Origin of the sequence: Methylorubrum aminovorans (genome assembly GCF_022179725.1) — a bacterium.
In the GTDB taxonomy this organism is placed as follows: Bacteria; Pseudomonadota; Alphaproteobacteria; order Rhizobiales; family Beijerinckiaceae; genus Methylobacterium; species Methylobacterium aminovorans.
Genome location: NZ_BPRC01000004.1, coordinates 230,569 through 249,393 on the forward strand (window position 1 = coordinate 230,569; position 18,825 = coordinate 249,393).

Annotated in this window: 19 protein-coding genes; 10 read left to right on the plus strand and 9 right to left on the minus strand. The window is 70.3% G+C overall.

What is annotated here, in order from left to right; genetic code table 11:
• The first annotated feature begins 154 nt into the window (after positions 1-154).
• Complete coding sequence (locus MFF24_RS08980; RefSeq protein ID WP_238224049.1) at positions 155-625, plus strand: Hsp20 family protein; 471 nt, start codon at positions 155-157, stop codon at positions 623-625.
• Positions 626-702: 77 nt separating this feature from the next.
• Here MFF24_RS08980 and MFF24_RS08985 read toward each other — a convergent pair whose 3' ends face one another.
• The 3 genes from MFF24_RS08985 to MFF24_RS08995 are packed head-to-tail and all read right to left on the minus strand — an operon-like array spanning position 703 to position 1,926.
• The gene (locus MFF24_RS08985; protein ID WP_238224050.1) at positions 703-1,017 is read right to left on the minus strand and encodes a hypothetical protein; all 315 of its coding nucleotides are present in this window, start codon (positions 1,015-1,017) and stop codon (positions 703-705) included.
• A gap of 45 nt (positions 1,018-1,062) precedes the next feature.
• Positions 1,063-1,476: a cupin domain-containing protein gene (locus MFF24_RS08990; protein ID WP_238224052.1), complete on the minus strand. Its 414-nt coding sequence runs from the start codon at positions 1,474-1,476 to the stop codon at positions 1,063-1,065.
• Positions 1,477-1,479: 3 nt separating this feature from the next.
• Positions 1,480-1,926 carry an RNA polymerase subunit sigma-70 gene (locus tag MFF24_RS08995; protein ID WP_133091385.1) on the minus strand — a complete coding sequence of 149 codons (447 nt, stop codon included), beginning with the start codon at positions 1,924-1,926 and terminating at the stop codon, positions 1,480-1,482.
• A gap of 228 nt (positions 1,927-2,154) precedes the next feature.
• On the opposite strand from MFF24_RS08995, the gene kdoO reads away from it, so the two are divergent.
• On the plus strand, positions 2,155-3,024 hold the full coding sequence (gene kdoO / locus MFF24_RS09000) for a Kdo hydroxylase KdoO (protein ID WP_238224055.1): 870 nt from the start codon (positions 2,155-2,157) through the stop codon (positions 3,022-3,024).
• Between the two features lie 107 nt (positions 3,025-3,131).
• Here kdoO and MFF24_RS09005 read toward each other — a convergent pair whose 3' ends face one another.
• Positions 3,132-4,211 carry an AI-2E family transporter gene (locus MFF24_RS09005; protein WP_238224056.1) on the minus strand — a complete coding sequence of 360 codons (1,080 nt, stop codon included), beginning with the start codon at positions 4,209-4,211 and terminating at the stop codon, positions 3,132-3,134.
• Between the two features lie 269 nt (positions 4,212-4,480).
• On the opposite strand from MFF24_RS09005, the gene MFF24_RS09010 reads away from it, so the two are divergent.
• The 7 genes from MFF24_RS09010 (at position 4,481) to MFF24_RS09040 (ending at position 9,685) form a co-directional block, all read left to right on the plus strand.
• Positions 4,481-4,969 (plus strand): hypothetical protein, encoded by a 489-nt coding sequence (locus tag MFF24_RS09010; RefSeq protein WP_238224057.1) that lies wholly within the window; start codon positions 4,481-4,483, stop codon positions 4,967-4,969.
• Between the two features lie 223 nt (positions 4,970-5,192).
• Complete coding sequence (locus MFF24_RS09015) at positions 5,193-5,489, plus strand: acyl carrier protein (protein ID WP_003601886.1); 297 nt, start codon at positions 5,193-5,195, stop codon at positions 5,487-5,489.
• Between the two features lie 28 nt (positions 5,490-5,517).
• Positions 5,518-5,982, plus strand: a complete 465-nt coding sequence (locus MFF24_RS09020) for an ApeI family dehydratase (RefSeq protein ID WP_238224059.1) — start codon at positions 5,518-5,520, stop codon at positions 5,980-5,982.
• Positions 5,979-7,139, plus strand: coding sequence for a beta-ketoacyl-ACP synthase (locus MFF24_RS09025; protein ID WP_238224061.1), 1,161 nt, complete (start codon positions 5,979-5,981; stop codon positions 7,137-7,139). Before MFF24_RS09020 ends, MFF24_RS09025 begins: the two co-directional genes overlap by 4 nt.
• A 192-nt stretch (positions 7,140-7,331) precedes the next feature.
• Entirely contained in the window at positions 7,332-8,618 is a 1,287-nt protein-coding gene (locus MFF24_RS09030) for a beta-ketoacyl-ACP synthase (protein ID WP_238224063.1), read from the plus strand.
• Positions 8,615-9,388: an SDR family NAD(P)-dependent oxidoreductase gene (locus tag MFF24_RS09035; RefSeq protein ID WP_238224067.1), complete on the plus strand. Its 774-nt coding sequence runs from the start codon at positions 8,615-8,617 to the stop codon at positions 9,386-9,388. The genes MFF24_RS09030 and MFF24_RS09035 overlap by 4 nt, the downstream gene beginning before the upstream one ends.
• Positions 9,389-9,400: 12 nt before the next feature.
• Positions 9,401-9,685, plus strand: a complete 285-nt coding sequence (locus MFF24_RS09040) for an SH3 domain-containing protein (protein WP_238224068.1) — start codon at positions 9,401-9,403, stop codon at positions 9,683-9,685.
• Between the two features lie 116 nt (positions 9,686-9,801).
• On the opposite strand, the gene MFF24_RS09045 is transcribed toward MFF24_RS09040, so the two are convergent.
• Positions 9,802-13,494 carry a PAS domain-containing protein gene (locus tag MFF24_RS09045; RefSeq protein ID WP_238224071.1) on the minus strand — a complete coding sequence of 1,231 codons (3,693 nt, stop codon included), beginning with the start codon at positions 13,492-13,494 and terminating at the stop codon, positions 9,802-9,804.
• 332 nt (positions 13,495-13,826) lie between these two features.
• Here MFF24_RS09045 and MFF24_RS09050 point away from each other — a divergent pair, with 332 nt between their 5' ends.
• Positions 13,827-14,849 (plus strand): zinc-binding dehydrogenase, encoded by a 1,023-nt coding sequence (locus tag MFF24_RS09050; RefSeq protein WP_238224076.1) that lies wholly within the window; start codon positions 13,827-13,829, stop codon positions 14,847-14,849.
• A 16-nt stretch (positions 14,850-14,865) separates the two neighbouring features.
• Here the strand turns inward: MFF24_RS09050 and MFF24_RS09055 are convergent, their stop codons facing one another.
• From MFF24_RS09055 to MFF24_RS09070, 4 genes are all read right to left on the minus strand, one after another.
• A complete protein-coding gene (locus MFF24_RS09055) occupies positions 14,866-15,309 on the minus strand; it encodes a DMT family transporter (protein ID WP_238224077.1) in 444 nt (147 codons plus the stop codon).
• Between the two features lie 56 nt (positions 15,310-15,365).
• Complete coding sequence (locus tag MFF24_RS09060; RefSeq protein WP_238224078.1) at positions 15,366-16,577, minus strand: Gfo/Idh/MocA family protein; 1,212 nt, start codon at positions 16,575-16,577, stop codon at positions 15,366-15,368.
• A 126-nt stretch (positions 16,578-16,703) separates the two neighbouring features.
• Entirely contained in the window at positions 16,704-17,144 is a 441-nt protein-coding gene (locus MFF24_RS09065) for a cupin domain-containing protein (protein ID WP_108942269.1), read from the minus strand.
• Positions 17,141-18,802: a saccharopine dehydrogenase family protein gene (locus MFF24_RS09070; protein ID WP_238224079.1), complete on the minus strand. Its 1,662-nt coding sequence runs from the start codon at positions 18,800-18,802 to the stop codon at positions 17,141-17,143. The genes MFF24_RS09065 and MFF24_RS09070 overlap by 4 nt, the downstream gene beginning before the upstream one ends.
• Positions 18,803-18,825: the final 23 nt, after the last annotated feature.

Consider the following 18,825-nt stretch of genomic DNA (forward strand, 5'->3'; position numbering starts at 1 on the left):
TCAAGCTCACGCGAAAACCGCGCAAGCAGACCCTTGCGCGGTTTTTGGCTCCCACCAATATCAGAGACGCGCCGGCCGAGACGGCGGCGCGACGGTCCGGCCCACGGGCGGACCCGAATACATCGAGCATGTTGCTTCTTTTGGAGGATATGTGATGCGTCAGTTCGATCTGGCTCCCCTGTACCGTTCCACCGTCGGTTTCGACCGCCTGTTCTCGGCCCTCGACGGTTTCGTCAGCACCGAGGCTGCGCCGACCTACCCGCCCTACAACATCGAGCGGACGGGTGAGAACGTCTACCGCGTCACCGTCGCGGTCGCCGGCTTCACCGAGGCCGACCTGTCGATCGAGGTGAAGGAGAACGCCCTCACCATCAAGGGCGAGCGTAAGCCCGCCGAGGGCAAGTCGTCCGAGGTGCTCTACCAGGGCATCGCGGCCCGCGCCTTCGAGCGCCGCTTCCAGCTCGCCGACCACGTTCAGGTGACCGGCGCCGCGCTCGAGAACGGCCTCCTCCACGTCGATCTCGTCCGCGAGGTCCCGGAGGCGAAGAAGCCGCGCCGCATCGAGATCGCCAGCCGGCCGTCGAGCCAGCCGGTCATCGAGGGCTCGGTCCAGCAGGCCGCGTAACCGCTCGGCCGTAGCGACGACAGTCCTGAAGGGGAGCGCCCCGGCCGTCACGGCCGGGGTGTTTTCGTTTCGAGGTCTCAGAAATCGCCGAAGCGGTCGCCGCGGCTCGGCTCGTAGCAGGTGAAGCCGACGAAGCAGCCCGGCGTGTCGCGGGTCGGCACGAAGGCGCGCCGGCCGATCTCGGTCACCTCGCAGAACGAGCGGTCCCGCACGAAGCGGTCGAAGGTCGCGCCGCCGGTACCGAGCACCGCCGCCCCCTGCCGCATGACCACGGCCCGGGCCTGGGCGCAGGTGAGGTTCGTGGTGGAGAGGCGCTGCGCTAGGGCAGAGCCGGTGCCGGCGATGAGCAGGGCCGTGGAGGCGAGGGCGCATCGCGAGAGGAGGCGTCGCATGGGAGGGATCCGGCGCGAGGAAATCTGTCTCCTCAACAGCGTCGGTCACGGATGTATCCCGTCGAGTTCCGGCAGCAGGACCACGCTCTCCTGCTCGTTCGGATCGGTGCGGGCGATGATCGCCGTGCAGGGCTCGCTCGGGCTCGGATTGTAGGGCAGGTGCGGCACGCCGGCCGGGATGTAGAAATACGCGCCGGGTTGCAGCTCCGTGTGGTGCTCCAGCCGCTCCCCCCACCACGTGCAAGAGGTGCCGGAGAGCGCATAGATCGCGGTCTCGTGGCCCTCGTGCTTGTGGGCCTTGGCGCGGGCGCCGGGCGGGATCGTCACCATCTGCAGGTGGATGCCGGTCGCGCCCGTCGTCTCCGCCGAGATACCGGGGGCGTAGGACAGCCCCTGCTTGCCGACGAACGCGTCGCCGGGCCGCACCAGCCGGCAGAGCCGCTCGCCCGTCCCCGTCATCGCTCACAGATCTCCGAACGCGAATTGCCCCTGGGGCGCGGCCGGCTTCTTCGCCGCGCGGGGCGCATCCTTTCGGGCGAGGGGTTTTGCGCGCGGCCTCGGCTGCGGCTTGGGGTCGGCGCGCATCCGCGCCTTCGCCCGGTCACGCGCCACCGCCTCGGGGGCGTGCGGATCGTCGTCGAGCCATTTGCCGCGCTTGATCACCTCGTTGACCCGGCCCTGGTTCACCCCGACCTTGAAGGCGATCTCCTGCTGGGTCATGCCGGTGGAGGCGTGCAGCTCCAGGATCGCGCGGGCGAGGTCGGGCGTCATCTTCTGGCCGGTGATGCGCCGGGCCGGGCGGATGGTGCGGGTCTGCCGGTCGCGCTCGCGCAGGCGTTCCAGCAGGGCGAGCGCCATGTGCATGCCGTGCTCGCGCAGAGCCTCCTCGAATTCCTTCAGCGTCGCCATGGCAGGCTCCTCGTCCGGGGGGCAGACGTCTGGCGGGAAACACCGCATCCATGCCCCAGGTTGCGGACCAGGAGGCGCGCGCGCGAGCGGCGGGGCAAGCCGACGCGATGCTTCGTCCACCGCAAAAGAACGGAACCGGACCAAAGTCCGCGGCCGCTTAACAAGTTGGCAGGACCCGAACCGGTCGGTTACACCGCGCACCATCGTATCGTGCGGAAACGACCAGCCATGATCAGCCCCGTCCTTCCCGTTTCGCGCTCCGAGGCGGCACCGGGGGCGCCCGCCCTCGTCGAGGCGCTGGAGAGCGGCTCGGTCCTCGTTTTCCGCGACCTCGACTTCCCCTTCGATGCCTTCGAGCAGCGTTTCGTCGAGCGCCCCTTCGCCGACGGCAAGGCCAAAAACGTCTCGATCCGCAACGAGACCGCCGAGCTGCGCGGCGGGGCCGGCAGCGAAGAGGAGCAGGCACGCCTGCGCGACCTTCTGGTGCGCTACCGCCGCTTCGCCCAAGAGCTGATCGACACCTATCTCCCGGCCTACCGTGAAAAGGTCTCGCTCGCGGGCACCTCCTACCGGCCGTTCGACGTCGACAAGCGCAAGCTGAGCTGGCGGCGCGACGACACGCGCATGCATGTCGATGCCTTCCCCTCCAATCCGATCGGCGAACGGCGCATCCTGCGCATCTTCCGCAACATCAACGCCGAGGGTCAGCCGCGGCTGTGGCGGGTCGGCGAGGATTTCGGCTCGATGGCCGAAAAGTTCCTGCCCAAGCTTCCCGGCTATTCCGGCCTCTCGGCGAGCGTGCTGGCGGCCCTCAAGATCACCAAGGCCAAGCGCTCGGAATACGACCACCTGATGCTGCATCTCCACGATGCCCTGAAGCGCGACCTCGACTATCAGGCCAACGCGCCGCAGGCGGATGTGCGCTTCCAGCCCGGCGAGACCTGGGTGACGTTCTCCGACCTCGTGATGCACGGCGCCATGGGCGGTCGCTACATGCTGGAACAGACCGCCTACATCGCGGTCGCCGACCAAGCCGACCCGGAGAAGAGCCCGCAGCGGATCCTGGCGCGCAAGCTCGGACGGCCGCTCAAGCATTGAGGCTTCACACCGAATCCGATCGATCCCTTCGGGATGGCGGATTCGGACTTCGCTCAAGAGCCGCGCGGGCTCGACACGGTCTTCGCTTCGATGATGCGGCGACCGCGTCAGTCCGCCGCCTCCGGTCCCTCCGTCAGCTCCCGCCACAGCAGGATCAGCGCGGCCATCACCGCCGGTCCGACGAACAATCCGAGCAGGCCGAAGGTCTCGACGCCACCGAGGATGCCGAGAAGCACCCACAGGAAGGGCAGGCGGGTGGTGCCGCCGATCAGCGCCGGGCGCACGAAGTGGTCGGCCACGAAGGTGACGACGAAGCCCGCCGCCAGAACGATCGCGGCGGGGATCACCGCACCGCCGGCCAGCAGCAGCAAAGCGGCGAGCCCGAAGGCCAAAGGCGCACCGAACGGGATCATCGCCGCGACCGCGGTGAGCGCCCCGAACAGCACCGGATGCGGCACGCCGGCCAACGCGTAGACGATGCCGAGCAGGAAGCCCTCGCCGAGTCCGACGATGACGAGCCCATCGACGGTGCCGTGGATGGAGGCCACCATCTGGCGCGCCACCCGCTCGCCGCGCGGCCCGAACAGGCGCTGGCTCGCCCGACGCGACTGGGCGACGACGGCGTCGCCCTCCCGGAAAAGGAAGAACAGCGCCAGCAGGCAGAAGCCGAACAGCACCACCCGATGCACGAGTCCCGCCCCGACGGTGCGGGTGAGATCGCGGCTCGCGGTGGTGTTGAGCCGCTCGGTGAGTTCGTGCGCCAGCCCCGCATGGGCGAGGTGGGCGTTCCACCACTCCGTCACGGCCGCCGCGCCGTAGGGCAGGCGGGCGATGAAATCCGGCACCGGGATGCCGTTGCGCTCGGCCTCGCGGGCATAGGCCAAGAGGTCGTGCGCTTCGCGGCCCGCCTCGACCGCCAGCACGGCGATGGGCAGCAGCAGGAGCAGGGCGACGAGGCCGGTGAAGACCGCCGGCCAGAGAATGTTGTGCCGGCCCGGTGGGAAGCGGCGGCGGGCGCGGGCGAAGAGCGGCCACAGAGCGATGGCGAGCACGACCGCCCAGATCAGGGCACGCAGGAAGCCGGACACGATGACAAGGCCGAGCGCCAGCAGCCCGGCGACGAGGAGCGCGCGCAGCACCCACTGGCCGCGGGCGGTCTCGATCCTGACCTCATCGCCACCGCCCATCACCGCCTCGCTCGCTCGTCGCCGCCGTGGCAGCGCCGGCAACCTATGGCGGCCGAGGCCTCATTCCAGAGGGTGCCTCACGCCACCGCACGATCAGGTTTCCACATCCTGCTTCGATTTCGCCCGGCGCAACCTGTCGATTCGACACCGCGTTTCGGGAACGAACTGCGAACAAACACTTGACCTCCCCGGCGCCCGGACGCACTGTTCATGGAACGTTCCAGACCGATTCGCTGCTCTCTCAGCGGTGGGCAAGGCAGGAGGCTTCCATGATCGAGATCGGCTTCGACGACGACGCGCTCGACCGGCCCACTCCTGCAGCGCAGGGGCCGTCTCCCGATCGGGACTGGCGCATCCTCGACGACGGTCTCGAGCACGTAGCGAGCGGCTATTTCATCGCCCGCGAAGAGATCGAAAGCCGTCGTGGTGACGGATTGTGGACCTGGCCGATGCAGCTCGCCGAGAAGGCGTGGTGCGCACCCTTGGGCTTCCGCCGGGTCTTCCTGGCCGCGCTCGAGCGCTACGGCGTAGCGGCGGATGCCGATCTCGCCCGCTCCTTCGCTCTGGGCTTCGGCATCCAGGATGCGGGACAGCGGCACAACGACCGCTTCGTCGCGCTCGGCGAACTGGTGCGCCCGCGCACGCCGGAGCGCAAGCGGACTCTGCCCGTCGAGGGCCGCCGCTCCGGCCGCGAGCGTCCGCGGCAGGGCGCGGACACCCGCATGCCGGCCCTCGACCTCAGCCGCTCGGCCGGCTGAGCAAGGGCGGACCGGGCAACACGAGAGGCAGGTCCTCGCTCCACGCAACGCCCGAGGTTGCCCGCGCTCCACCGCTTCGTGTAAGGGGTCGCGATCTTTTCAGACGCGCCATCGGGAACCGGCGGCGGAGCGGGGCCGCAGACCGGCTCGGGCGCCATGGGGGCGTGCCGCGTGAGAGGTCGGCGACGCCGGACACGAAGTATCGAGAAAGCGGCCAGCCCTAATGTCGAACGAGACCGCCACCTTCGACCGCGTCGCGGACATCATCGCCGAGACGGCGGACATCCCGCGCGACAAGATCACGCCCGAGAGCCACGCCATCGACGATCTCGGCATCGATTCGCTCGCCTTCCTCGACATCGCCTTCGCGGTCGACAAGGCCTTCGGGATCAAGCTGCCGCTGGAGCGGTGGACCCAGGAGGTCAACGAGGGCAAGGTCCCGGCCGAGCAGTACTTCGTGCTGAAAAACCTCTGCGCGCGCATCGACGCGCTGGTCGCCGAGAAGGCCGCCAAGGCCTGATCCGTCGGGCTGCGGGGATTCACGCGCGATGCGGCTCGAATATTTCGAGATGATCGATTCCGTGGTGCGGCTCGACCGCGCCGCCGGCCGCATCGAGGCGCGCGCGCTCGTGCCTGAGGCGAGCCCCGTCTTCGAAGGGCATTTCCCCGGCCATCCGCTGGTGCCGGGCGTGCTCCTCACCGAGACCATGGCGCAGGCCTCCGGCTACCTCGTGCTCGCCCACCTCGACTTCGCGCAGATGCCGTTCCTCATGGCCGTGGACAAGGCGCGATTCCGCTCCTTCGTCGGCCCCGGCGCAGCCCTCGACATTACGGCGAGCCTGGAGCACGACGGCTCGGGCTACGCGGTGACGAAGGCCGCCATCCGCCACGAGGGCAAGGCGCTCTGCGACGCCGAACTCCGGTTCCGCACCATGCCGTTCCCGGCCGGCCTCGACGCGCCGATGCGCGAGCGCGCCCGAAAGATCGGCCTCCTGGACGGAGAACAGCCGTGAGCCGCCCGCAGACCCGCGACCTCAAGACCCGCGACGTCGTCGTCACGGGAATCGGTCTCGTTTCCTGCGCCGGCGAGGGGATCGAGGCGCATCTGACCGCCTTCGCCTCGGACGCGCCGCCGCGCACCGATACCGAGACCTTCGCGCCCTATCCGGTGCATCCGGTGGCGCCGCTCGCCCTCGATACGCAGATCCCGAAGAAATCGGACCAGCGCCAGATGGAACTCTGGCAGCGGCTCGGCGTCTACGCCGCCGGCCTCGCCCTCGACTCCGCCGGAGTAAAGGACGATGCGGGCTTCAAGTCGGCCCTCCCGCTCGTGGTGGCGGCGGGCGGCGGCGAGCGCGACTACGCGGTCGACGGGACGATTCTCACCGGTTTGCGCGGGACCAACGATCCCGGCGCGTTCCTCAACGAGCGGCTCCTGAACGACCTGCGGCCGACGCTGTTCCTGGCGCAGCTCTCGAACCTGCTCGCGGGCAATATCAGCATCGTCCACGGCGTCACCGGCGCCTCGCGCACCTTCATGGGCGAGGAGTCGAGCGGGGTCGATGCGCTGCGCATCGCGCATGCCCGGATCGCCTCGGGTCAGGTCGAAACCATGATGGTGGGCGGCTCCTACAACGCCGAGCGGCCGGACGTGATGGTCATCCACGAAATGGGCGGCTACCTCCTGAAACCCGCCTACCGGCCGGTCTTCGAGCGTGGGGGCGAGGGGAATGGCGGGTTCGTGCTCGGCAGCGCCGCCGCCTTCCTCGTCCTGGAAGCGGCCGAGCACGCCGCCGCCCGCGGCGCACGAGCCTTCGCCCGGCTGATGCCGGTGGCCAACGACCGGATCGCCCGCACGCCGGGCAGCGTCTCGGCGAGCCTGACCCGCCTGATCGGCGAGGCAGCAATCGAACGGCCGGACGTGGTTCTCTCCGGCGCCACCGGTCTGTCGGATCTCGCCGCGGAAGAGATCGCGGGCATCCACGCGGCACTGCCGGGTGTGGGCATCCGCGCCACGGGCGACATAGCCGGCCACCCGATGGAAGTCGCGGCTCCGTTCGGGGCCGCCTTGGCATCCGCGCTCTGCGCGGTCGGCTCGGCCCGTGAGGTGGCGGTCACCTCCGTCGGCCACCGCCGCGGCGAGGGCGTCATCCGCGTCGTGAAAGTCTAGCGCATCGTCTCGAAAGGTGGCCTCCGGCTTTCGGAACCGGACGATGCGGATACAACAGCCGAAAGCATCGTCCCGAAAGGCGGCCGTCGGCTTTCGGAAGACAACAAGGCAGGAAAGAGGGCCACCGGTCCGGAGAGCGCCGCCGCCGCGGCCCGGATGCGTGCCGGCCTGAAACGATGGTCTGAGGCCCCGATGGCAGAACCGCGCTCCTCATCCACCCACGACGCCCAGGGACGCCCGCTCGTCGCGGTGACGGGCCTCGGCATCGTCACCTCGCTCGGCCGTGGCGTCACCGAGAACTGGGACGCGCTGACCGCCGGGCGCTCCGGCATCCGTGCGATCAGCCGCTTTCCCATCGAGGGCCTGCGCACCCGCATCGCCGGCACCGTCGATTTCCTCGACACCGACCCGCTGGTGGCGCCGCTCCTGTCGGAGCGCTTCGCCATGGTGGCGGCCGAAGAGGCGGTGACGCAGGCCGGCATCGGCGCGGGCTTTCCCGGCGGTCTGTTCGTGGCGGTGCCGCCGGTGGAGATGGAATGGCCGCAGCGCCAGGCGCTGGCGGAGGCCGCGGGCGAGCCGGGCGAGGTGAGCTATGCCGGCCTCCAGCGCGCCGCCGCGACCCGCCGTTTCGACGCGTGGCACGACCTGTTCATCTTCGGCACGGTGGCCGACCGGATCGCCGACCGCTTCGGCACCCGTGGCTCGCCGATCTCGCTCTCGACCGCCTGCTCATCGGGGGCCACCGCGATCCAGCTCGGCGTCGAGGCGATCCGCCGGGGCGAGATGGAGGCCGCGCTCTGCATCGGTACCGACGGCTCGGTGAACCCGGAATCGCTGATCCGCTTCTCGCTGCTCTCGGCGCTGTCGACGCAGAACGACCCGCCGGAGGCTGCCTCCAAGCCGTTCTCGAAGAACCGCGACGGTTTCGTCATGGGCGAGGGCGCAGCCGCCCTGGTGCTGGAAAGCGCCGAATCCGCGCGGGCGCGCGGGGCAAAGATCCTCGGCTACGTGCTCGGCTGCGGCGAGAAGGGCGACGGCTTCCATCGCACCCGCTCCAGCCCCGACGGGGCACCGGTGATCGCGGCGATGCGCGCGGCGCTCGACGACGCGGGGATCGGGCCGGATCAGATCGATCACGTCAACGCGCACGGCACCTCGACGCCGGAGAACGACAAGATGGAGGCGCTCGGTTGCTCGGCGGTGTTCGGCGAGCGGATCGCAGGCCTGCCGATCTCGTCCAACAAGTCGATGATCGGCCACACGCTGACGGCGGCCGGCGCGATCGAGGCGGTGGTCTCGCTGCTGACGATCCGCGAGGGACGCATCCCGCCGACGATCAACTACGCTCTGCCCGATCCCGCGCTGCTCCTCGACGTGGTGGGCACCGCCCGCGACACGCGGGTCTCGCGGGTCCTGTCGAATTCCTTCGGCTTCGGCGGGCAGAACACCTGCCTCGTCCTGGGAGACGAGCCCGCATGAGCACGGACATGAGCGGAGCGCCGAAATCCGTCCTCGTTGTCGGCGGCGCCTCGGGCCTCGGCGCGGCGATCGTCCGTGCCCTGGCCGCGGCCGGCCACGCCGTGACCTTCACCTACCGCTCCTCGCCGGAGCGCGCCGGGGCGCTCGCCGACGAACTGGTGCAGACGCACGGCGAAGGCCGGATCACCGCCCGCGCCCTCGACCTGTCGGACCGCGAGGCGGTGGAGGCATTCTGCGATTGGGCCGAGGCCGAGGGCTTCTACGGCTACGTCCACAATGCCGGCCAGTCGGCGGACGCGCTCGCGGCCATGCTCGACCGCGACCGGTCGGAAGCCGCGATGCAGGTGAATTTCTGGTCGATGACCCGGATCGCCAAGGCGCTGGTGCGCGGCATGATCCGGGCGCGCGCCGGCCGCATCGTCGCCATCGGCTCGGTGGCGGCGCTTCAGGCCAATGCCGGCAACGCGGCCTACGCGGCGACCAAGGGCGCGCTGATCGCCTATTGCCGGACGCTGGCGATCGAGTCGGCCAAGCGCGGCGTCACCGTCAACGTCATCGCGCCCGGCTTCATCGATACCGAGATGCTGGCGGGCTATGCGAGCCACCGCGAGGGCATCGAGCGCCAGATCCCGCTCGGGCGCTTCGCGAGGCCGGAGGAGGTCGCGGCGCTGGCCGCCTTCCTCGTCGGCGAGGGCGGGGCCTACATCACCGGGGCGGTGCTGCCGGTCGATGGCGGGTTGACCGCAATGATGGGCATCCATCGGACCTGACGCGCAACCGCGATGCCCCGCTCCCTGCCCGCCCTCGCCGTCGCCCTCATCCTCGCGGGCGGCGTCTCCGTTCGGGCGGCCGAGACGTTCCGGGTCGAGGGCCTACCGCGGGACGACAGCCTGACGATCCGCGAGGCGCCGGATGCGGGCGCGCCGGCGCTGGGACAGATCCCGGCCGGCCGCCGGGTCCTCGGCTTCGGCTGCACCAACGAGACGCCAAGCGGCCTGACATGGTGCCGGGTGAAGTTCGAGCACACCCTTGGTTGGGCCCGGCGGCGCTACCTCACGCCGGATTGAGCGGTCCTCGGAACGCCACCCGAGAGGCGGCCGCAGGCTCTTGGCGGAAGGCGCGTCGAAACATGGGCCGAGAGCATCGCCCCGGCCGATATCCCGGACGCTCCTCGGGCGTCGATCTACGGCTCGGCCAGCAGCGTGTCGGCGAGGAAATGGACGACGCGCTTCAGCTCGACCGGCTTCTGAAGGCGCTCCACATCCGCGAAGTCCGGCGGGATCACGCCCTCGTCGTAGCCCGTGATGAACACGAAAGGCACGCCGCGCTCGCGCAGGAGGGCCGCCAGGGTGAAGGACGGTCCGGAGCCCAGGTTGATGTCCACCAGAGCCGCCGCCGGCCTGCCGTCTTCAAGGGCCTCGCGAGCGGCCTCCTCAGTCGGGCAGGGGCCGATCACCTCCGCCCCCGCGCCCTGAAGCGCGCGGGCGGTGTCGGTCGCGAGGTAGTAATCGTCCTCCACCACGAGGACGCGGTGGCCGCTCAGGTTGGCTTGGCCGGTCATGTCGAGCGCTCCTCCGGACACGGTCGCGCGTTGCGGGGCATCCGTTTCCAGAATGCTCGCTCCGTCGCGCAGCGGAAATTCGAGGCGGCACCGGGCCCCGTCCGGGCCGATCTCCAGGCGGCCGCGTCCGCCCAGCTCGTAGGGCAGGCGCCCCTCGACCAATTCACGGCCGAAGCCGCCGCGGACGGAGGCGGGGTGCCCGTTCCGGCTCACGTCCTGCGCCGAGTTTGGAGCGCCCGCCTCGACCCAATCGAAGCCCAGCCAGGTCTCGCCGCGCTTCTCGAACAGAGCCCAGCGCACCCGCACGCGGCCCTCCGGCACTCCCAGCGCTCCGTATTTCAGGGCGTTCGTCGCCAGTTCGTGCACCGCGAGGGTCAGGATCTCCGCGGCCTTGGGCGACAGCTCGACCTCGGGTCCGGACAGGTCGTACTGGTCCTCGCGCAGGGCCTGGGCGCTGACCTCGTCGTGAACGATGGTCGCCACCGGCACGCCCGCATTGGCGGAGCGGGTCAGAAGCGCCTGGACGCGGGAGAGCGTGAGAAGCCGCCCGCCGACGAGAGACGCGTAATCCGCTACGGACTCCGCCCGCTCGCCGGTGCGGGCGACGATCGAGCGGGTCACCGCCATGATGTTGCGCACCCGGTGCTGTAGTTCGGCCAACAGCACGGCCTGGTGCCCGGTCAACAGCTTGGCCTCGGTGGTGTCGGAGGACAGGCCACCGATGCGCCGCACCCGACCCTGCTCGTCACGCAGGGGGAAGAGCGTGCTGCGGATCCAGCGGAAGGCGCCGTCGCTGGGGCGCTGGATCCGGAACTCGTTGACCAGCGACTGGCCGCTCGCCACCCGTTGCAGATTCATGAAGCTGCGCTCGCGATCCTCCGGCAGCATGTGTCGGGCCCATTGCCGGACATCGCCCCCGAGAATATCCGGATCGACGCCGTACACGGTCCGCAGCGCCGGACTGATGAACTCCATTTCGAGCGTCTCCGCGTTGCGGATCCAGAGCACGTCGGACGACGCCTCGGCGAATTGCCGGAAGCGCTCCTCGCTCTCGCGCAGGCGCAGCTCGGCGCGTTTCGCCCGAAGGGCGTGCCAGATCGCGGGCGCCAGCGCCTCGACCGCCTCCAGATCCTCCGGGCGGTAGCCACCCGGGCGGTTGCCGAGACCGATCAGGCCCCGGGTCTTGTCGCCCTGCTTCAGCGGGACACCGAGAAAGGCGGTCAGCGGCACGTGGCCGGCGGGCGTGCCGATGCGATCGGGGTGGGAGGCGAGGTTGTTGACGATGAAGCTTTCCCCGTCCCGCAGCACCCGCCCGTAGATACCGTGGACGGCAAGACCCAGGGCCAATTTGCCCGGTGGGAGGCCGCTGCCCCCCTCGCCCGCCAGCGCGGCATAGTGGGCCCGGCTCCGGTCGCTGAAGAACAGGCCGTCGAGGCGTCCGGTCGCCTCGTCGATCTCGCCCATGAAGCCGATGGCGCTGTCGGTCAGTTCCTCGGCCAGATCGAGGGAGATGCGCGCCAGACTCTCTTCCGATGAGGCGCCGAGCGTCTCGCTGAAGACGAGATTGATCGCCTGGAGAACGGCGTTGTTGCGCCTGACGCGCTCCTCAGCCTGCCGTCGCTCCGTTACGTCGATCGAGACGCCGACGAAGCGGCCATCCTCCAGTGGCCGGCCCGAACTGCTGAGCCAGCGGTACTGCCCGTCGGCGCGGCGGAACCGGGCCTCGTCGGCGAAGGGACGCCCTTGCGCGAACGCCTCCCGAAAGAGAGCGACGTGCCGCTCCGCATCCGCGGGATGCAGGAACCTCTCCCAGCCGTCGCGCGCGAGGACGTCGAAGTCCACGCCGAAGAAGGCGAGGTAGTGCTCGTTGACGAAGATGGCGCCCTGAGTGTCCACGTCCCAATGGAGGACCGGCGCGGCGTCGGCCATGGTGCGCAGCCGCATGTCGGCCTCGCGCACGCTCCTCTCGGCCCGGGCCCGCTCCATCGCCGCCCAGATGCGCTCTCCGGTCTCGACGACGAGCGCGACCTCCGACTCGGTCCAGGCGCGCGGCTCAGCGCAGACGACGTTGAGCGTCCCAACCAATTCGCTGTGCTTGACGAGGGGCGCTCCGATCCAGGCGACGAACTGACCCTCCTGCAGGATCGCCCGATCCGCCTCCGGTATCAGATCGGAGGCGGCGACATCGGTCAGGACGGCCGGATTCGGGGCCCGATAGAGCGGGGTTAGCCAGCGGACACGCGAGAGGGGATGCATGCCCACATAGGCGTGCCGCAACGGCCTGCGCAGATATTCCCGCTCCACGACCAACTGGTCCTTGGGCAGGTCGATCGCCGCGCAGAAAGTGCGGTCCGCATCGAGCTGGTCACCCAGGAGGCGGCAGGCTTCGGCCTGAATCGCGGCGGTATCGGCGAGGGGACGAAGCGCGTCACTGAGCCGGAGCAGGAAGGCCTGCTGCTCCTCGCGTTGGCGAAGGGCCTGTTCGGTGATCTTGAAATCGTGGATGTCCTCGGTGGTCCCGTACCAGCGGACGATCCTGCCCTGCGCGTCGCGGCGCGGATAGGCGCGGGAGCGCAACCAGCGATACGCATCGGAGGCGCCCATACGCACACGGTGCTGGATATCGAGCGGCTCGCCGGTGCGGACGCTTGTCATCCAGTGCTCGATCGTGGCGCGGGCGTCGATCGGGTGCTGCACCTCGATCCAGCTCTTGCCGTAACCGCTCACGCCCGTCCATTCGCGGAACCGCGTGGGTATGAAGTCGATGGCCCCGTCCCGGTCGGCCGTCCACGAGATCTGCGGGTTGAACTCGACGGTGTAGCGCAGGTGCTCCTCGTTTTCCCGCAGAGCCTGTTCGGCGAGGATACGCGCCGTATTCTCCAAGACCACGGCGTACAGGCCTCGGATCGTGCCGGCCTCGTCCCGGAGCGGGATCCAGCTCGCGGTGAACCAGCCGACCGGTTGCTCCGCGCGCGACGGCAGTTCGAAGAACTCATCCGTGTGTCGCTGCGTCTCGCCCCGGAGCGCCGCCGCGATCATCCCGTGATCGGACACTTCAGGCCAGACTTCGGCCAGCGGAGACCCGAGCGCCGCCGCGTGTTTCGCGCCGAGGATGGGGATGTAGGCGTCGTTGTAGAGGAGTGTGAGGTTCGGCCCCCAGGCGAGCAGGCTCGGTAGGGCTGAGCCGACCGTCATCTCCACGGCCGTCTTCAGGCTCTGCGGCCAGTCCTGCATCGGACCCAGGCCCGTCGTCGCCCAGGCAAAGGACCGAATACGCTCGACCATCTCGCCGTTGCCGACCGGCCAGACTGTCATGTTCCCGCTCATCCAAGCGCCAGAACCACGTTCAAATCGGAAAGTCACGCCCCTATTACTGAACAGTCGCTTGCCTCAATGGATCAATCGGCAAAGACATCGGCGGGACCGTTCAACCTCGGATTGATTTTCTGCTTTCATGATCTGGGCCAAGGCTCCTGCCCTTGTTCGAGCCGGAGCCCGCCACCGGATTGAGCCGCGGCCGATTTCGAACGATAAGCCCCGCTGCCCGGACACGTCCGGCGCCGCGAAGCGGGACAGGGTTTCCGCGCGGCAATCGCCATATTCGAGGAGGGTGACGAGCCCCCTCCGCGCAGACGAGATCGATCCTGATGCAAGCCCTCCAGCTCTTCGGCGACCGCGACCTGCGCCTGACCGACGTCGAGCCGCCGCCCGCGCCCGGGCCGGGCGAGGTGCAGATCCGGGTGCGCGCGGTCGGACTCAACTTCATCGACGTGTGGGGCTTTCGCGGCATGGCGTTTGCCAAGCGCAAGCTGCCGCTCGCCGTCGGCGCGGAGGCCGCGGGCGAGATCGCGGCGGTCGGCGAGGGCGTCGAGGGCTTGTCCGTCGGCGATGCCGTGGTGCCCTACGGCGCCTTGACCTGCGGGAAGTGCCGCGCCTGCCGCGAGGGCCGCGACAACCTGTGCGAGGACGTCTCCGGCGTTATGGGCTTCCATCTCGACGGCTTCGCCCGCGAGCGCGTCAACCTGCCGGCCCGGCTCGTGGTGCGGGTGCCGGGTGGCGTCGATCACGTCCAGGCAGCCTGCGCCGGCATCGCCTTCGGCACCGTCCAGCACATGCTGTTCGACAACGCGCGGCTGGAGCCCGGCGAGTCGATTCTCGTCCAGGCCGGCGGCTCCGGGATCGGCACGGCGGCGATCAAGATGGCCAAGGCGATCGGCTGCACCGTCTACACGACGGTGGGCGACGACGCGAAGGGCGAGAAGGCGAAGGCGCTCGGCGCCGACCACGTCATCAACTATCGCGAGGAGCGCTTCGAGGGCGAGGTGCGGCGGCTGACCAAGCGCAAGGGCGTGGACGTGGTGTTCGAGCATGTCGGGCCCGAGACGTGGAACGGATCGCTGCTCTGCCTCAAGCCCGGCGGGCGGCTCGTCACCTGCGGCTCGACCTCGGGTGTCTCGGTGCAGATGAACCTGATGCAGTTGTTCCAGCAGCAGTACCGCATCACCGGCTCGTTCGGCTGCCGCATCGCCAATATGAGCCAGAGCCTCGACAAGATGGCCGCCGGCCTCACCCCCGTCGTCGATACGGTGCTGCCGCTCGCCGACTTCGCGCAGGGGCTGGAGCGCCTGGAATCGCGCAAGGTGTTCGGGAAGATCATCGTGACGCTGTGAGGTCGGCGCCCCTCCCTCAGCGCAGGCAGACGAGAACGAGGCCGCCGATCATCAGGGCGCAGCCGAGGATGCGCCAGGGATCGGCACTGTGCTGGGCGAACCCGACCCAGCCGAAATGGTCGAGCACGACCGAGGTGATGATGGCCGCAGTCACCGTGATCCCGGTGAAGACCGCCGCCCCCAGCCGCTCGGCGAGGAAGATCGTGGCCAGCACGTAGCTCGCGCCCATGACGCCGCCGAGCCAGGCCCACCACGGCACGCTTGCGAAGCGCTGGGCGCCCGGCCAGCCGATCCCGGCGAAGGGCGCGGCGGCGAGATAGACGGCGACGTTGGCCGCCGTCACGACGAGCGCGGCGAGGATCGGCTGGCCGAGCGCCTTGTTCAGGGTCGCGTTGGCGCCCGACTGGACCGTGTTGAGAATGCCCGCGACCGTGACCGCGGCGACGATGAGGATCGGCATGGGTCGGTTCGTCTCTCCGGCTCCTGTTCCGGAGGGTGAAGCCTCGGCGGGCCGGTTCAGGTCCCGCGCACGGTCATGTCCGGGTTGAGGTCGAGCCAGCGGCGCTCGGCGGCGGCGCGGTAGAGCGCCTCGATCAGGCGTACGTCGCGCAGGCCCATCTCGCCGGGCGTGCGCACCGCGCCGCCCTCGGCAACGATCTGCGAGAAATGGTCGAGCTCCCCAGTGAACTGGGCCGCGCTGGTCTCCTGCGTCAGCACCTCCTCCGACTTCTTGGCGTTCGCAACGACCAGGCGGTTGCCCTGATAGGCCGTGGCCGGATCGAGGGTGGCCACGAGCCGGTCACCCCACAGGTCGATGCGCTTCTTGTCGGCGGTGTAGCCCGAGGAGATCGTCGCCCGCCGGCCGGACGGGAAAGCGAGTTCGGCGGTGAAGACATTCTCCACCTCGGCAAAACGCGGATCGCCGGGCGGCGACTGCATCGAGGCCGCGACGGCGTTCGGGCTCTCGTCGAAGAACCATTGCAGGCCGTTCAGGGCGTAGATGCCGATATCGACGAGCGAGCCGCCGCCAGCCACCGCCCGCTTCACCCGCCACTGGTCGCGGGGCCGCGACGGATCGAGAGGACGGTGGTGATCGGAGGACGCGAACCAGACCGCCCCCAGTTCGCCCGCATCGAACATCTGCTTGGCGCGCAGATTGTGCGGCTCCCAATGCGCCCGGTACGCGACCATCAGCCGGCGGTCGGCGGCCCGCGCGGCGTCGATCATCCGCTGGCACTCGGCGGGCGAGTTCGCCATCGGCTTCTCGCAGATCACGTGATTGCCGGCTTCGAAGGCCTTCACCGTCAGCTCGGCATGCGAGGCGTTCGGCGTGACGATGTAGACAACGGCGACCTCGGGATTGTCGGCAAGCCGCTCCATCGCGTCGTAGCCGTAGAGCGATCGCTCGTTCACGCCGTAGCGGGCGGCCACGCTCCGCGCCTTGTCCGGATTGCCGGAGACGAGGGCGACGGTCCGCGAACGGCGGGAGCGGGCGAGGGCGGGCAGGACGTAGGCCTGCGTGTAATGCCCGAGGCCGACCACCGCCCAACCGACGCGCTGCTCGAGGGCGAGCGGCGGCTCCTCCTCGAGCTGCGGCTCGGGTCGCCCGACGGGCCCGGGCGGGATCGCCGTCGCCGGCTGCGCCGCCGCCCGGCCCGCCGCGAGGGCACCGAGGCCGAGGGCGCTTCCGGCAAGGAACAGGCGGCGCGCGTTCGAGTGGTCTTGCAAGCGGATCTCCGGCAGCGTCCCGCTCGGCCATTCGCCCGGCAGGTCCGGGGCGGCATCACCCCGTCAGGCAACGCGAGAGCGCTTCCCCGCAGCGCTGCGGCATGATGCCGTCGAGACAGCTCGTCGTCAGCGCCGCGGGGTCGGGCGCCAATCCTCCGGCGCCATCTCGAAGCCCGCGAACTCGAAACCCGGCGAGACCGTGCAGCCGACGAGCGTCCAGGCGCCGAGGCTGGTCGCCGTCTGCCAGTGGCCCGCGGGCACCACGATCTGCGGGCGCTGGCCGCGCAGGAGGTCGGGTCCGAGATGGTGGGCCGAGGCGTCATGGCCGTTGGGGCTCATGGTGATCACCATCGGTGCGCCGGCATGCCAGTGCCAGATCTCGGCCGCGTCGACCCGGTGCCAGGCCGAGGTCTCGCCCACACCCAGCAGGTAGTAGATCGCAGTGCCGACCGATCGACCCTCCACCTGGCGCGGATCGCGAAACGTCTCGCGGTAATGGCCGCCCTCCGGATGGGGCTGGAGCGCGAGCGCGTCGATCACCTGCGCCGCCGTCAGGGTGTCGCTCATGGGGTCTCTTCCTCTCTCCCGTCGCAGCGGACCAGCCAGCCGCGGTAATGCACGAGCAGCCCGACGAGCGGCAGGAACAGGGCCACGTCGAAGCGGAAACGGCCCTCTGCATCGACCCGCTCGCTCGCCCGCGTCGTCGGCCGCAGGGCACGCGGCAGGGGCAGCGGGCCGAGCCGCCAGCCCGTCACCGCCATGTCGAGCCCGTCCGCGTGGCCGGTCACCGCGAGATCCATCGCGAACGGACCGAAATGCTCGCGCACCCGCCCGCTCCCGTCGGGCCCGACGTACTGCATCCGGCTGGAGAAGCGGCGACCCGGAAACCAGCGCGTCCAACGCTCCACGCCGGCCTCGAGGTCGGGCTCCATCGTCACGCGGATCGGTCCGTCCGCCATGGCCGGCGGCAACCGGAACAGCAGGGCGACGAGGGCGACGACGGGGCTGCGTCCGCGCCGGACTTCGGCTCGGCCGCGGAACGCGCCGTCGCCGACCGAGCCGTGCAGCGCGCGGACCGCCTCGGGCATTTGCGCGAAGCCGGCTCCGAGCGCCCGCTCGATCAACGGCACGGGGTGATCGACGGCGCGGCGGGTGCGGATGGCGAGGCGGCCCATCTCCGCCTCGATCGCAGCGAGCGGCAGCACGCCGACGCACGGATAGGCGCCCGCCGGGATCGGCGCGGCGAAGGGATCGGTGAGCCGGCGGATTGCGGCGAGGGCGGGCAGGGTCGGAACAGAGGGTCCGTCGCCGCCTTCAGCGACGAGGCTCCAGACCGCGCGGGTCGGCCTGCCCGTCGCATCACGCCCCAGAACCTCGACGCTCATGCCGCCGCGGTCGCTGCCGAAGCGGTCGAACCAGCCGGCGATGACGAGGAAGGGGCGGGCGAACGGGTTGAGCGAGGGCAGCAGGCGCCACCGCACCGGCAGGCTCGCGAGGCTCAGGCCCAAATGGAGAACCGGCAGTTCGAGCCCGGCGCGGAACAGAGCTGTGCGCAGGCGGGGAAACCGGGCGGGCAGGATGTCGAGGTCGGGCGTTTCGCACAGGCTGGCGAAGCGCCGGCCGAGGCCCGGCACGGTGATCCGGCGGAGCAGGCCCCAGCCGGGCCGGTTCCGCCACGTGCCCGCCTGCAGGACCCGCACGGGCCGGCCGGCATAGGAGAGGATTGCCCGCATCACCGAGAGGCCACGGGGCGCCCGGTTGCCCGGGACGATCGCGACCCGCACCGTCTCGATCGAGCGCCAGCCGTCGGTCAGCGCATCGAGCGCCGCGTTCGACAGGGCAGGGGTCGAACTCGCGCCGGTGAGCGCGACGACACCGTTGGCCCGTGCCAGCGGGTCGAGGGCGGGGAAGGCCGCCACGAAGTCACGGCCATCGGCGAGGTCGAGATAGGGCAGGCCGGCCTCGATCGCCGCGCGGGCGAGCGTCGGCGCGCCGCCCTGGAATGGTCCGGCCGCATCCACCACGATGGCGGCGCCGAGCGCGCGCAGGTCGGCCGCCTCGACCCGCGTCGCGTCGAGACGCGCCGCCCGGCCGCGCCCCTCCGGCACGGTGCGGGCCACGGCTTCCGCCCTAGCCCGGTCGCGGCCGGCGACGATCACGGTGAGATCGGTGGTGGTGGCGAGCCCGGCGACGAGCCGCGCCCCAAAGGCGCCGGCCCCGCCCACCACGAGGATGGCAGGCGGCTGCG

What these genes read in the sequence shown, in the direction of transcription:
- MFF24_RS09010 (WP_238224057.1), top strand. Translation starts at nt 4,481, where the DNA reads ATGATCGAGATCGGCTTCGACGACGACGCGCTCGACCGGCCCACTCCT.
- MFF24_RS08995 (WP_133091385.1), bottom strand. Translation starts at nt 1,926, where the DNA reads ATGGCGACGCTGAAGGAATTCGAGGAGGCTCTGCGCGAGCACGGCATG.
- MFF24_RS09050 (WP_238224076.1), top strand. Translation starts at nt 13,827, where the DNA reads ATGCAAGCCCTCCAGCTCTTCGGCGACCGCGACCTGCGCCTGACCGAC.
- MFF24_RS09015 (WP_003601886.1), top strand. Translation starts at nt 5,193, where the DNA reads ATGTCGAACGAGACCGCCACCTTCGACCGCGTCGCGGACATCATCGCC.
- MFF24_RS09035 (WP_238224067.1), top strand. Translation starts at nt 8,615, where the DNA reads ATGAGCACGGACATGAGCGGAGCGCCGAAATCCGTCCTCGTTGTCGGC.
- MFF24_RS09040 (WP_238224068.1), top strand. Translation starts at nt 9,401, where the DNA reads ATGCCCCGCTCCCTGCCCGCCCTCGCCGTCGCCCTCATCCTCGCGGGC.
- MFF24_RS08985 (WP_238224050.1), bottom strand. Translation starts at nt 1,017, where the DNA reads ATGCGACGCCTCCTCTCGCGATGCGCCCTCGCCTCCACGGCCCTGCTC.
- MFF24_RS09020 (WP_238224059.1), top strand. Translation starts at nt 5,518, where the DNA reads ATGCGGCTCGAATATTTCGAGATGATCGATTCCGTGGTGCGGCTCGAC.
- MFF24_RS09055 (WP_238224077.1), bottom strand. Translation starts at nt 15,309, where the DNA reads ATGCCGATCCTCATCGTCGCCGCGGTCACGGTCGCGGGCATTCTCAAC.
- MFF24_RS09065 (WP_108942269.1), bottom strand. Translation starts at nt 17,144, where the DNA reads ATGAGCGACACCCTGACGGCGGCGCAGGTGATCGACGCGCTCGCGCTC.
- MFF24_RS09030 (WP_238224063.1), top strand. Translation starts at nt 7,332, where the DNA reads ATGGCAGAACCGCGCTCCTCATCCACCCACGACGCCCAGGGACGCCCG.
- kdoO (WP_238224055.1), top strand. Translation starts at nt 2,155, where the DNA reads ATGATCAGCCCCGTCCTTCCCGTTTCGCGCTCCGAGGCGGCACCGGGG.
- MFF24_RS09045 (WP_238224071.1), bottom strand. Translation starts at nt 13,494, where the DNA reads ATGACAGTCTGGCCGGTCGGCAACGGCGAGATGGTCGAGCGTATTCGG.
- MFF24_RS08990 (WP_238224052.1), bottom strand. Translation starts at nt 1,476, where the DNA reads ATGACGGGGACGGGCGAGCGGCTCTGCCGGCTGGTGCGGCCCGGCGAC.
- MFF24_RS08980 (WP_238224049.1), top strand. Translation starts at nt 155, where the DNA reads ATGCGTCAGTTCGATCTGGCTCCCCTGTACCGTTCCACCGTCGGTTTC.
- MFF24_RS09005 (WP_238224056.1), bottom strand. Translation starts at nt 4,211, where the DNA reads ATGGGCGGTGGCGATGAGGTCAGGATCGAGACCGCCCGCGGCCAGTGG.